The 14,707-nt window shown below is 42.5% G+C and carries 8 protein-coding genes; 7 read left to right on the top strand and 1 reads right to left on the bottom strand.

Features of this window, described 5'->3' with window-relative positions:
- Nucleotides 1-30: 30 nt before the first annotated feature.
- The 5 genes from AC6CIF_RS21585 to AC6CIF_RS21565 all read left to right on the top strand — a co-directional run bounded on the left by AC6CIF_RS21585 (nucleotide 31) and on the right by AC6CIF_RS21565 (nucleotide 11,488).
- Entirely contained in the window at nucleotides 31-2,664 is a 2,634-nt protein-coding gene (locus AC6CIF_RS21585; RefSeq protein WP_498201487.1) for a glycosylhydrolase-like jelly roll fold domain-containing protein, read from the top strand.
- Nucleotides 2,665-3,129: 465 nt separating this feature from the next.
- The gene (locus tag AC6CIF_RS21580; protein WP_249912583.1) at nucleotides 3,130-4,158 is read left to right on the top strand and encodes an alpha/beta hydrolase; all 1,029 of its coding nucleotides are present in this window, start codon (nucleotides 3,130-3,132) and stop codon (nucleotides 4,156-4,158) included.
- Nucleotides 4,159-4,875: 717 nt separating this feature from the next.
- Nucleotides 4,876-7,335 carry a glycoside hydrolase family 2 TIM barrel-domain containing protein gene (locus AC6CIF_RS21575; protein ID WP_498201486.1) on the top strand — a complete coding sequence of 820 codons (2,460 nt, stop codon included), beginning with the start codon at nucleotides 4,876-4,878 and terminating at the stop codon, nucleotides 7,333-7,335.
- A gap of 337 nt (nucleotides 7,336-7,672) precedes the next feature.
- Nucleotides 7,673-10,501, top strand: coding sequence for an alpha-L-rhamnosidase (locus AC6CIF_RS21570; RefSeq protein ID WP_498201485.1), 2,829 nt, complete (start codon nucleotides 7,673-7,675; stop codon nucleotides 10,499-10,501).
- Nucleotides 10,502-10,558: 57 nt separating this feature from the next.
- Nucleotides 10,559-11,488 carry an AraC family transcriptional regulator gene (locus tag AC6CIF_RS21565; protein ID WP_498201484.1) on the top strand — a complete coding sequence of 310 codons (930 nt, stop codon included), beginning with the start codon at nucleotides 10,559-10,561 and terminating at the stop codon, nucleotides 11,486-11,488.
- A gap of 130 nt (nucleotides 11,489-11,618) precedes the next feature.
- Here the strand turns inward: AC6CIF_RS21565 and AC6CIF_RS21560 are convergent, their stop codons facing one another.
- A complete protein-coding gene (locus AC6CIF_RS21560) occupies nucleotides 11,619-12,044 on the bottom strand; it encodes a TetR-like C-terminal domain-containing protein (protein WP_402872793.1) in 426 nt (141 codons plus the stop codon).
- 205 nt (nucleotides 12,045-12,249) lie between these two features.
- Between AC6CIF_RS21560 and AC6CIF_RS21555 the strand changes: the two genes are divergently transcribed.
- On the top strand, nucleotides 12,250-13,401 hold the full coding sequence (locus AC6CIF_RS21555; protein ID WP_430020793.1) for a pectin acetylesterase-family hydrolase: 1,152 nt from the start codon (nucleotides 12,250-12,252) through the stop codon (nucleotides 13,399-13,401).
- A gap of 76 nt (nucleotides 13,402-13,477) precedes the next feature.
- A complete protein-coding gene (locus AC6CIF_RS21550; RefSeq protein WP_498201483.1) occupies nucleotides 13,478-14,416 on the top strand; it encodes a poly(ethylene terephthalate) hydrolase family protein in 939 nt (312 codons plus the stop codon).
- The last annotated feature ends 291 nt before the right edge of the window (nucleotides 14,417-14,707 follow it).

The raw sequence follows: 14,707 nt of genomic DNA, 5'->3' as shown, positions 1-14,707 counted from the left end.
GAGTTAAAAATAGAAGGGAAGGGTCTTGTAGTGCCAAATAAATTAAATGATGTTCTATCCGGAAGGGAAGCTAACTATATCTTGCCGTTTTTTTGGCAGCATGGGGAAGATGAAGAGGTTCTTCGGGAAGAAATGGCCCGGATTCACGAATCGGGTATAGGTGCAGTATGTGTTGAAGCACGTCCGCACCCCGACTTTCTTGGACCGAACTGGTGGAGAGACATGGATATAATTATAGAAGAAGCCAAGACACGAGGAATGCGAGTATGGGTTCTCGATGACGATCACTTTCCAACAGGTCACGCTGCCGGCCGGTTAAAGGACGCGCCGGAAGAATTGCGCCGCGTTTTTCTATCTAAACTGCATATTGATGCTCTAGGACCAAAGGCGGGCTCATCATTTGCTGTGGCCGTTCCCAATCTTCCCGGATTTTATGAAGCCGCCTCGTCCAACCTGACTGCCATTGCGGTTCAGCGGAACTCTGTTACAGGCGAATTATTAGACGAGGCTATTGATTTGACCTCACGGGTGGTGAACGGCAGATTGTATTGGGATGTACCTGAAGGATACTGGAGAATATTTACGGTTTTTGAGAATGCCATCGGAGGAGACCCTTCAAAGCGGGATTACTTGAATCCGCTTATAAAGGATTCAACCAAAGTCTTGATCGATACCGTGTATGAAGCCTTTTACTCACGTTACCAGGAATACTTCGGGAATACCTTTGCAGGCTTCTTTTCGGATGAGCCGGGCTTCTACAGTGGAAAGAATGCAATTATTACCAACTATGAGATTACCGTTGGGCAAGATAAGGCAGATTTGCCATGGTGCCCTGAGATGGAACGGCTGCTTGAGCAAGAACTGGGCTCTGACTATAAAACACTTTTACCCTTGCTATGGCAAAATGGCAGCAAGGAGGCAACTTCGAAGACTCGCTATTGTTATATGAATCTGGTAAGCATGCTATATGCCGAACACTTCACCGACCAAATCGGTGATTGGTGTAGAGAACGGAAAATCGAATATATTGGTCATGTAATCGAAGACAACAATACACACGCACGTTTGGGTGTCGGTAGCGGGCATTTCTTCAGAGCGTTGGGGGGACAGGACATGTCGGGGCTGGATGTCGTACTGTGGCAGCTTAATCCCGGCTTTGATGAAATCCCGTCGGCATGGGTTGCGGGTGAAGCCGACAACGAGTTTTTCAACTATGGTCTTGCCAAGATGGCGGCATCGCTGTCCCATCTTGATCCGAAAAAGCAAGGCAGAACCATGGCTGAAGTATTCGGTGCTTACGGTTGGGCCGAAGGTCTGAAGCTGATGAAGTGGATGACTGACCACATGCTCGTACGTGGGGTTAATTACTTCGTCCCTCATGCGTTCTCTCCAAAGGAGTTCCCCGATCCGGATTGTCCGCCGCATATGTATGCACGAGGTAAAAATCCGCAATATCGTTATTACAAACATTTAAATCATTATACTAATCGCATGTCTCATCTCCTGACCAGCGGATTGCACATCGCATCGGCGGTGGTTTTGTACCATGCGGAGGCAGAATGGTCAGGACAATATATGTATTTTCATAAACCGGTAAAGGAACTAATGCGTGCGCAGATTGACTGCGATGTCGTGCCGTGTGATTCGATCATTGCGGATGCAGCAGTTCAGAACGAGAAACTGACGTTGTTGAGCGAAACTTATGACTGTTTAATCGTTCCATACAGTGAAGCACTTCCGAGTGAAGTATTGCTGCGGTTTATTGAATTAACGGAGAAAGGTTTGCCGGTTTTCTTTGTGGGCGGGCTACCAGCAAGAACGAGCGAGGGTGGGAAAGGGGAACTTGTAGAGCAATTAAAACGATGCAAACATGTAAAAGTAGTTGCACTTGAAGATTTAGCGCAGAAGTTAAAAAGCTCCGGGTTTACAGATATCCTCACGGACGGCAGCTACCCGTTTCTGCGATACTATCATGTACGGCATCAGGATATGGATGTATTTATGTTCTTCAATGAACACCCCATTCAGGATATATGTACGGAAGTGATTCTACCGGTTAAGGGTTCGCTTGTCTTCTATGATGCTTATTCCAATAAGGTTATCCATACGTGCAGTGTTCAGGAAGGTGATTCTACCCGAATCTCGCTCGAGCTGTCCCCATTTGAGGCGATTGTTGTGCTATCAAGCGATTGCTTTGAACCATTCGAGACAGCGCCGGGCTTGAAAAGAGATGGTGAGGAGATTCTCATTGAATCATTGTGGTCTATCTCGACAGCAATCTCAGAACAATATCCTCACTTTACCCCATGGGCCGAGCATCAAAAGTTGACCGATCTAAGTGTACCTAGTCTTCTACCCGACTTCTCAGGGACGTTCCGATATGAAACATTTTTGAACTACGATGGGCTTAACGGAAAACAACTTATTCTTGATCTTGGGAAAGTATTTGAAACAGCGGAAGTGTTCATAAACGGCACATCCGCTGGTGTCCGGATCAGCGCACCCTACCGTTTTGACGTAAGTAAGCTTATTCAATCAGGAGAAAATACCATTTCTGTTGAAGTAACCAATACGCTTTCAAAAGAGATTACGGATTTCTGTTCCCGGGTAGCACAGCATGAACCGAGTGGTCTTCTTGGACCTGTCCGGTTGAGTGCTCGATAGAATTTTTTCGGAGTTACATGGCAATAAGTAGCTACCGCATCCTGTAGCATTGGATCTCATAGACGGGTACGCTTGAAGCTGTCGCTTACAAAGATGACAAGGAATATGGACGTTAAAACTAAAGAGCTAACTTATGAATGAGGCAGTTGCCCATCCTGATTTTATCTTGAATTCAAAAGGGAACTGCCTTTTGTCAGGGTGACTTAATCCCCTTACGCCTTCCGCGTCTTACTTATACCTATGAGTTGTGAATCAATTGCACCCTTTTACATCAGTTTATTTTCAGTTTAGGTTCCACTAATAAAATATGAAAGAACAAAGATACGGAAACACCTTATTGAAAAAATCAAACTAAAAGGGTTAGGAGGATTGTCTATGAATTAAAAGTGATTGAAGCGAGAGTTAATGAACTTCAAGCTAAGCATAAGTGTTATCGTCAATTCACAAAATAAGAGAGGTTATTACATGAGTGAAAATAATGGAATTCCAGAACATACTTCAGAAAAAAAAAGCTTTTTCAAGCGTTACCGAGTTGCTATCCTTATCGCGTTTATTGCAATCGCGGGCATCGGTGCTTTAGCGTATTATTGGCTTAATACCGCAGGCGGAACGAAAGTGAGTAAGCTCGGCGTTATGAAAATAAGGGAAAACGCTATTACAATCAGAAAAGAAGCGAATGAAAAGGATACTTTGGGTAAGAGAATAGTTATTGAACGAGATGGTAAGGATCCAGTAGAAGCCATCTGGTATGAACCAGAAGGACGTACGGAAGATCTTCCGGTGTTTGTCTATGCGCATGGTGGTGCGTGGATCAGCTTTGATGCAATCGATGGAGATGAATTTAATAAAAAGATCGCAGACTCAGCTAACTGCATCGTTGTCAATCTTAACTACAGATTGCTTCAAACAGAGCCATTCCCTTACCAACAGGAAGAAATGGCTGATACGGTAAAATGGCTGCAGGAAAATGCAGAATCCTTGAAAGTTCAACCTGACAATATTGTCATTAGCGGAGGAAGTGCTGGGGGACACATTACTGCCGGTACTGCGCTGCTCCTTTCAAGAGAAAACATTAAAGTTGCTGCGCAACTCCTTGAAATGCCCTTTCTTGACTTTACAGCACCTAAAGAGGATGATTTAGGAATTTTTAGTGGGTTTATTGGACAGCTCCATGATACCTTCTTTCCTGATGTTCCCACTGATGACCCAATTGTATCTCCTCCCTATGCTTCAGCGGAAGAACTCAAGAAGCTTCCCCCTGCTTATTTTATCCTTGGAAAGCAAGACCCGCTTCATTTGCAGGGCGAACGATATGCAAAGATATTGGAGAAGGAAGGCATTTATACAAATATTAAATACTTCGATACTAATCACGGATATACAGTAGAGAAGAAGGATGAAAACGGCGAGACTGTTAGTGTAGCTGATATCGAAAATAACGAAGCGGGCGAAAAATATAAAATTGAGTTGCTCCAAAGTATATTTAATAAATGACCTATTAGCCAAAGACAGCGTAATGCCTTTAGCAGCACAATTCCGTCTCCCGAGGCGCTCTCTACGAGTCCTCGGGAGTTTTTTAATCCTGTTTACATAAATAAGAACAACATTTGGAGTTCGCTATAGAAGCAGCGTACGCTATGGTCACTCTGCTGTTCAAGGGCGGACTTGCACTCACGTATCTGGTTGCAGTAGGCTCAGAGTATTTCAGTGAGGACCTCCTTCTGAAAAGCGCACCAGATACTTTGTTTCCGGACGCTACCTTTAAGCTTTGGTGCTGACGGATCAATGGTATTGAAAATCTGATATTCTTTATATTTCTTCTACTTACAAAATTAAGAGAAATAAGTTTGAAGTAACAAACGATGGAAGGTATAAATTCTCTTAAATAAAAATATGGTAGATGCAAAGTTGCGGTATCTGCCGCTGGAGGATCGGTCAAAACTAGATCTCTATACTGAAATTAATACATTTAATTAATCTAACTAAACCGAAAAACACCGTAAGGTGATTTTTTGTGGTGACAAAGTCGGTAAACCACTTTGTACTAGATATGCAAATTACAAGGCAGCGGCTTGTACCAGAAATAGTTAAAAGTGCGCTATCAGAGTTTCATTTCCGTTATATTAATCTATTCTAGGGGATGCCTATAATAAATTCAGATTTAGTAATTAAGTTTGAGGCAGTTTTCTCAGTGAAATGGAGGAGAAGCGAGTGTTAAAGCAGGATTTTAACAAAGATTGGACATTCGGAAATAATATAAGCATCATTGAAGCTTCTACGAAGGGTATTAAGAAAAATTTAAACCATGTGGATTTGCCCCATGATGCGATGATCTTGACGGAGCGCTCCGCAGATAACCCTGCTGGTTCAGGAGGAGCATATTTTCAAGGCGGAAATTATGAGTATGTAAAGAAACTCATTTTACCAAAAGAGGATCAGGGGAAAGTTGTCTTTCTAGAATTTGAAGGCGTTTACATGAATACTTTCGTTTATGTTAACGGTGATCTGGCAGGTAAAAATGATTACGGGTACACGAATTTCTATGTGCAGATCAACGATTTTCTTCGCTACGGACAAGAGAACGAAGTTAAGGTTGTGGTGAAGAACGGCTCCCAACCCAATAGCCGTTGGTATACCGGCTCAGGGATTTACCGTAATGTCAAGCTGATGAAAGCGGAACCGATTTATATTGCCATGGACGGCGTTCGGATTACAACAGTAGATGCAGAACCGGATCTGGCCGTACTCCAAATTGAGATCGCGATCAAAAATGAGAATCTGGGACTGCACACCGGTTATGCAATCACCACAATCAAGGACGCTGAAGAAAAAGTAGTAAGCGAGGAGGCGACGAAATTCTCAGTAGCATCCCGAGGTGAGATATCGGCCTGGCAGAGAATAACACTGTCGTCTCCTAAACTCTGGGACACGGATAACCCGAATCTGTACACTTGCACTACAGTCATAAAGTTGAACGACAAGGTTGTGGACGAAGACATCACGACATTTGGTATACGCAAGCTGCAGCTGGACAGCGTTCATGGCCTGCGCATCAATGGTAGGACGTTGAAGTTAAAAGGAGGATGCATTCACCATGATAACGGAGTCATTGGCGCCGCTGCCTTCAAAGACGCCGAAGAACGCCGGATTCGTAAGCTAAAAGAAGCAGGTTACAATGCAATACGCGCTGCCCACCACCCGATGGGCAGAACGCTGTTGGATGCTTGCGATAAGCACGGTATGCTTGTGATGGATGAATTGACCGACTGTTGGACGCACGGCAAAATCGATTATGACTACGCCACAACGTTTATAGAGCATTGGGAACAGGACGTGGAACGCATGATTGGCAAGGATTACAACCATCCTAGTGTTATCATGTATTCGATCGGTAATGAACTTGCGGAAATTGGTTCTCGACATGGTAACATTCTGGGCCGAAAAATTATTGAGAAGATTCGTTCACTGGATGACACCCGTTACATCACCAATGGCGTGAATCCAATCATGACCACCTTGGGAAGGATCAAAGAAATCGCAGTTGACCAAGGATTCTCTGAATTAAGCAGTTCGCTGGATAGCGGTGAGATTAATCAGGTTATGCAAGCGATGGGACCGCTTATGGGTCAATTTTCATCAAGTAACATCATTCAAGACATGATCGAGGAAGCACTGGGAGTGCTAGACATCGAAGGTTACAATTATTCACCTGAACGGTACCTCATTGAACACGAGAAGTCCAACAATAAAACCTTTGTTGGCGCAGAGTCACATCCGGCAGCACTGGACCATATATGGGAAATTGTGAAAAATAATGGATTTGTATTGGGAGACTTTTCGTGGACCGCTTGGGATTACCTGGGTGAGGTTGGCATCGGCAAAGTCAGTTATGAAGGAGACCCAGGCATCATTGTCTATGCTCCATATCCATGGATTACCGCCCAGACCGGGGATTTCGATATTACGGGTCACCGGCTTCCGATTTCCTATTGGCGTGAGATTGTGTGGGGTGGACGCGGTCACAAGCCCTACATTGCCGTGCAGAAACCTGAGTACTATGGTCGAGATGCAAAATTGAGCCTATGGGGCTGGACGGATTCCATAAGCAGCTGGACATGGCCCGGTTGGGAGGGCAAAGGAGTCGTAGTTGAGGTATACTCGGATGCTGAGGAAGCAGAACTATTTATCAATGGTAAATCTCAAGGCAGGAAGACGGTTGGAGACGATTTCAAGAAATTTTACTGCAAGTGGGATACCACATTTGAGCCAGGGGAAGTTGAAGCTGTTGCTTACATCGGAGGCAAGGAAGTCGGACGTTACAACCTGAAGTCGGCCGGAACACCGCAACTGAAAGTGACCAAGGAGCGCGAAGATCTGCGTGCAGGGTCAAACGATCTTTGCTACGTTAACATTGAACTTGTTGATGCCAGCGGAATCCTTAATACGGCGGTGCAGCGGAAAGTTACAGTTGCCATAGAGGGACCAGCCGTCATTCAAGGCAGTGGAACGGGAAGAGCGAGAACGGAAGAGAACTATTTCGATTCGATGCATGAGACTTACAACGGTCGAATGCAGGTCGTCGTTCGGGCTGGTGTGGAAAAAGGAACTGCTACGCTGATTATTTCCACTGAGAAATCAGAAAGCGTAACGATTGAAATACCTGTAGTGTAAGCGATAAGCAAAAACAGTTCCCCATCCTGGATCGCCAGATGATTCGGATGGGGAACTGTTTTTTTGTCATACGATTTAATAACCTTTACAGTTTTCTTAAGGATCAGAAAACAGTTTTTATAGAAGCGTTAAAAAGAATACAAGGTTGACGGTTTCAATTGCCATTACCCATTGACGGCAGCATTTTTTGTTTTAGCTATGCTGACCCAATCATATTAAGAATACGATATGTATGCTTGTATTCCTCTATATCGTCGCCTAAATGAGCCAATCTATAATTAGGTAAGTGATGTGTGTGATGGATATTAATTAAAATAACTAATTCTGAGAGGTTCTCATGAAAATTATTCATTTAAAAACAAACCGTGTGGTGAATCCACTGGGTTTTGATTTAGGCAAACCGAGATTTTCATACACTGTAATCGACACGAATGGCAAGAAGCAAGCGGCAGCCCGGTATGTGGTGGCGCTTGATGATGAATTCCAAGACGTTGTATTTGACAGCGGAACGAGAGAGGATATTAACAGTCTTGCCTTTGAGCTTCCGCTAGAATTGATGCCGCGAAGCCGCTATTTTTGGCGTGTAGAGGTATGGGCGGATAATGGAGAGCACGCCACAAGCGAGACTGCTTGGTTTGAGACAGCCAAGCTGAGCGAAGCATGGAAAGGGACATGGATCACTCCAAAATTCAATAAGACCATTCATCCGATTTTAAAAAAATCGTTACTGCTGAAAGGCCCCGTTGCTTCGGCTCGAGTCTATGTATGTGGACTGGGGCTTTACGAAATATATATTAACGGTCTAAAAGCCGGAAACGAATTTCTGACACCTAACTTCAATAATTATCATAAATGGCTGCAATATCAAACATATGATGTGACCGAACTTCTGCAAACAGGTCAGAATAAGATATCGGTAAGGCTTGGAAATGGCTTATACAAAGGGCGTTTTGGTTTTGATGGCCATTCGAGCGAGATCTACGGTAATACGTTTGTTCTTCTATATGAAATGGTTGTGACATACAGGGACGGCTCAACTGAGATCATTGTTTCCAATGACTCATGGACTGCGGAACAAAGTCAAATTATATCGGGAAATTTATACGACGGTGAAATTTATGATGCAACCTTTCAAGCCTCTGAAAGCTATCCCGTTAGAGAAGTTGAACTTGGTTATGATCGACTCAAGGCCAGGCTTAGTCTTCCTGTAGTGATCAAGGAGAAAAGGAAGCCTCTCGAAGTGATTCATACTCCTGCGGGCGAGACGGTCTTGGATATGGGGCAGAACATGGTAGGCTGGATCGAATATCGGACCAACGCTCCCAAAGGAAGTATCATTCGGTTACAATACGGCGAAGTGCTACAGGAAGGAAATTTCTACCGAGATAATTTGCGCACCGCATTGGCGGAACATCAATTTACGGCAGATGGACGGGAAACGATCGTTCGTCCTTACTTCACCTACTATGGATTCAGATATGTAAAGGTTGAAGGCTGGATCGGACAATTGAATTCTGAGGATTTTACTGGATGTGTTCTTTATTCGGACCTTGATGATACAGGGCATTTTGAGACCGACAATTCTCTGATCAACCGCTTGTTTCAGAATGCAAAGTGGGGACAAAAGGGGAACTTCCTGGATGTTCCAACAGATTGCCCTCAGCGGGATGAACGAATGGGCTGGACGGGGGACGCTCAGGTATTCTCTGGTACCGCCTGTTTTAATATGGATTCCTATGCTTTTTTCAACAAGTATTGCTTTGACCTTGGAAGTGAACAGGAGGAACGCCAAGGAGAGGTTCCGGTGGTTGTTCCTGCTGCTAATATTCGTGTGGGTGGTTCCAGCGCTTGGGGAGATGCGTCCGTAATTATTCCATGGAATGTATATCTACATTACGGAGATGTGACCATTCTTCAGCAGCAGTTTGAAAGCATGAAAGGATGGGCCGACTACATTATAAAAAAAGATACGGACTCAGGGGGACGTAGACTATGGACGGTAGGGTTCCATTTTGGAGATTGGCTTTCCCTAGACAGCAGCAATCCGGATTCTCCTTTCGGCGGAACCGATAAGGATTTCATCGCCTCTGCTTACTACTGTTATTCAACAAACATTGTGGCCAAAGCAGCGAAGGTATTAGGGCAGGAAGCAGAAGCGGCATACTATGAGCGTATTTCAAAGGAAATTAAAGTTGCAATTCAGGAGGAATTTTTTACTATAACAGGCCGGTTGGCGATCGATACACAAACTGCATACGCTGTTGCGCTGTTTATGGATTTGGTTCCAAAAGACTATATCGACAAAGTGGTTGAGGCTCTACGGAAGCGTTTAAAAGCTGACCGTAATCACCTGAAAACAGGGTTTGTCGGAACACCTTACTTAAATCATGTACTGACAAATCATGGATGTAATGATCTTGCTTATACTTTACTGCTTAATGACGACTACCCGAGTTGGCTTTATGCCGTGAAGCTGGGTGCAACGACCATTTGGGAACGGTGGAATTCAGTTCTACCAGACGGAACGATTAGTGGTACAGGCATGAATTCCTTAAACCATTATGCTTACGGCGCAATCGTAGAATGGATGTATCGTTGCATGGCGGGAATTAATCCCGTTGAGGAGGCCCCGGGTTTCCAGCGCGTGGAGCTCGTCCCGCAACCGGATAACCGGCTGAAGTGGGTGAAAGCAACAGTTGAAACCGCATCGGGCACCTATCGTAGCGGATGGGAGATTGATAAGGAAGGAAGGCTTGATTTTACTTTTGATATTCCTTTCAATGCATCTGCCCGTATACGATTACCCCATGCCCATTTAAAGGATTTAGAAATTAACGGTGTTACCTGGGAGTTTACTGACATAACCGGAGAACAACTTGAGGAAGAGGTCCTATTGGAATTATTCAGTGGAAGCTATTCGATCAGCTATTCTCCGACCAAGAGTTATTTGAGGATATTTAGCACGAAAACTCCACTAATTGAACTTTTGCACCACGATGAGGCTGCACCGCTCATACGGACAATGATGTCTGAACAGGTTAAAGTCAATCCGGATGATTTGGGCGCTTCAATCGGTAATTCTTCCCTCCGGGATTTGGCAGCGTTCTATTCATTGCCTACACATATTTTGGATCATTTGGATGAACGTTTAAGCCAAATAAAATAACATTCATCAGGTTTAACGACAGATATTCCCGAAAAAGCTATTTAGGGGATGAGAGAAATGAAGTACTTACACAAAAAAGAATTAATCAAATATACAGATAACCTGTCCATCAAAATGTACGTTTGTCGAATAGAAACTGTTCCTTTACATTGGCATCAAGAGTTGGAAATTATCATGTTAGTTAAAGGCGATCTCCAAGTTCATGTGGAAACCCATGACTATTGTATGCAAAAAGGCGATCTAATCTTGATTAACTCGAATAATGTCCATTCCTTTACGGGTACGGATTATCAAAATTTAGCCGTGATCATACAAATGGATATGAATATGTTCCAGAATCTTCATCCCCAAATTGAGAAAATGGAGTTTATTTGTAATAGTGTTACGGATCTAAAATCACTGGACAAATATGCTACTTTAAAAAGTTTTTTAATAAATATTTTACGAGTATTTCATACTAAAGAGACAGGATTTATTATTGAAATTTCCATTATCCTACAGCAAATTATCCTCAGTCTTATCAGAGAATTTGAAATAAATATGATTGATGAAGAAAATCTGGAAAAATCAAATGACAATCTGAAAAGGTTAGAACGAATCCTAGATTATATCGATCTAAACTATAACAGGAAGATAACTTTGGAGGAAATATCCAATCATGAGTATCTAAGTAAGTATTATTTCTCTCATTTCTTCAAAAATAAGATGGGGATGAGTTTTCAATCCTATTTAAAATATGTACGGTTAAGAAAGGCTTATGAAATGCTCCTGCACACCAATGAAAGAGTAATTGACGTTGCAATGATGAATGGGTTTGCTAATTCCCAGATTTTCGCTTCCAGCTTCAAGGAGCAATATGGAATGACACCAAAACAGTTTAGAATAGAGTCCAAGCATGGGAAGCTGGAGTTGAAGAACGATGACAAAGTTCAAGATCACAAATATGTTGATGAAGATATTAAACAGGTACTTAATTTATTGAAGTAAAACGTAAGACCAACTTCCAAAGTTCACTTTGTAGGTTGGTCTTTATTTTAGCAGTATTACTCGGACTCGTCTTCAAACTCAAGCAAGCCACACCATAGAACGCAACACAGGCTTATGTCATTTCTTGAGCCTATTGCAATGCAGTTGTAAGTAAAGTATTCATCTCATCAGCAGATTCTTGCATGCCCCGCATCATCCACTCTACAATCCAGCCATATAGTCCATAGGCAAAGAAAGACTTTCTATAGGCATCTATGTTTGATGATTCACCCTTGGGGCCGCAGATATCCAAAATGGTATCAAGAATCAATTCTGTCAGATGGTTACGGTACAAAAGCTGATAGAAATTGTCGTTGTCCTTATAGTGCTGAAACAGACTGCCAAAAAGGTTTTGCGGATTGGAGTTTGGGTTACTTTCAAATTCAGATCCCCATTTTTGTGTCAGATACATAACGTGCTGTCTGAGGACATCTGTTTTATCAGAGAAATTACGATAGAAGGATGCTCTGCCAACCTCAGCGTTCATTGTTATTTCGCTGATGGAAATGTCAGACAAAGTACGTTTCTGCATAAGCTGAATGAGTGTAGTCGTAATCTGTTCTTTGACATATCGGTTCTTCTGTTGATTATTAATGATGATACATTCCTTTGCTTTTGTCTCATTTTTGGTGGCTGCATTGACGATCAGTCAATTAGGTTGATACAATTGTCACATCGAAGAAGACTATAATAAATAATTCAATTTGTCAAGGGAGTAATGTATGGAAAAGTCAAATGGAAAGAAACGGCATATTCTGCGGAATACAATGATAAGCATTTTTATAGTAATTGCGGTTTTGGCTATCGTAGTTTTTGTTATGCTAAAAAACTCCGTTCTAATCAGCTTTCCGGAATTGAAGGGAAGCCCGGAAGTAGGAGAGTGGTATGCTATTACGCCGGAAGAGGCAAAATCGTCTGATGGGAGCGAATGGAATGGATTCATTCGTTTAGGAAGCGAAAATAAGGTTATGGTGTATTTCTTTGGTGGTGGAGCAAGTATAAATGAATACACTGCAGCGCATCCAAAAGACTTTTATGCAGATGTGGTAAAAAACCAAGATTTCGTCGCTAAGATGGGAATTGCAAGTGATACAGAAGATAACCCATTTAAAGATTGGACAATCCTTGTTCTTCCATACAGTACAGGCGATTTTCATTCAGGAACAGGTGAATATGCCTATTCGGATGACAAGGGGAACTCAAAAACGTTATATCATTATGGCTATACTAATTTCTCTCTTTTCATGAAGGAGGCAGTAAAGTATACTGGCACGCCGGATACACTCCTTGTTACTGGATTTTCTGCTGGGGGATTTGGAACATCACTACTTGCAGATGATGTTATTGATTATTATCCATCAACCTCAAATGTTACAGTTGCTGTTGACAGTTCTTTGCTGCTCACAGATGATTGGCAGGATATATCTGAGAATGTCTGGAAATCCCCACAACCAATATCAGAACGTCTCAATACGGACAATATCGTGCTTGACAGCCTGACGGCATTATCTGACAAACGTGGAGATAGCGTGAAAATATTGTTTGATAGTTCTGTGCGAGATGGGGAGCTGGCGAAGTGGCAGGCATATCTTGATCATGGAGAAATGTCGGCAACCGATAAAAGTGGTGATGTTTTTCAGTCAAATCTGAAAGCGATGGTTGAAGGGCTTCAAAACAATATACCAGGCGTGGGAATCTACATCTGGGATGGCCTGTCTTATAACAAGGAGCTAAACCTGACACAACACACAATCATTTCAAGTAATGTGTTTGATAAATTAAATGGTAAGAAGAGCATAAGTGATTGGATACTTGATGCAGTAAATGGTGATATCAAACAATATGGAATTGAATTATTAGAAAAAGAATATTGATAGTCTTCAGAATATTGTACCTACGGGGAAAGCAGATAAGGACAAGTTTATGAAAAATACAGGGAGATTTTTGAAGATGATAGGAAAAATTTTGTTAATCATCTTGGGAATATTAGTGCTAGTGGTGGTTAGCATGACGCTCTATGGTAAATGGAAATCGACGCAGCCGCTTTTAGATGAAGGCTATTCTGATGTTTACAAGACTGAAAGTCCGTTAGAACAAAAATATATCAAAATGGGAACGTATGATGTTTCTACTATTGAATATGATTCAAATGATGATGAAGGTGTTCAGACTAAAGTTTGGTACCCGACTAAATTGACAAATACCGATCACACTTATCCTCTAATTGTGATTGCAAATGCTAGCGACATGAGTGCGAGCAGATACGAACCCTTTTTTAAGCATCTTGCGACATGGGGATTTGTAGTTGTGGGGAATGAAGACCGTATGTCTAGTAGTGGTAAGTTTAACGCAGAAAGCCTTGACTTAATGCTCGAATTAAATTCAAATGCCGATAATATATTCTATGGGAAAATAGACATCAACAATATTGGGATAGCAGGGTATTCTCAAGGTGGTGTTGGAGCCATCAACGCCGTAACCGCTCAAGAAAACGGTCATTACTACAAAACAATTTTTACAGGGAGTGCTGCAAATTTTGAACTCTCGAAAGCATTGGGGTGGAACTACGATGTAAGTAAAATCACCATCCCCTATTTTATGACAGCCGGCACTCTCAAAAATGATACGGGAGAGGATAACGGAATAGGAGTAGCACCGCTATCATCCCTTATTAAAAACTACGATTTGATTACCAATGATGTTTTGAAAGTCCGAGCCAGGGCAGTGAATGCTGACCATGAAGATATGCTGGTACACTCTGATGGATATTTGACAGCATGGATGATGTACCACCTGCAGGGAGATGAAGAAGCAGGTAAGGCATTCCTTGGGAAAAATGCGGAGATTCTAAATAATGCTAACTGGCAGGATGTGCAAATATCAAAATAAGCGTAAAATAACCCACACCTATTTACCAGGATGTGGGTTATTTTACGTTGTGTCGATTTCCAGCCGTCCTTCTTTCATGAATACTGTAAGTTCCCCTGTTTTCCCACTGATTCAAGCTGTAGGCAATTCCCCCGCTGCGTTCTCTTCAGCTGCAACTTATGATAGCCGGCATAGCCATTTACATGTAGATCCCCAATGAAGCTTGTCAAGTAACTGCGTGGGTGTTCCCGCCTTGAGTCGGCTGGTAATGGTAGAATAAACAATTTTTAATACATGGTTCAGCAAGTTATA

The sequence above is a fragment of the Paenibacillus sp. GQ49 genome, from assembly GCF_059759055.1.
Note: the sequence above shows the minus strand (reverse complement) of the source record. Positions and strands in the feature narration are given on the sequence as shown.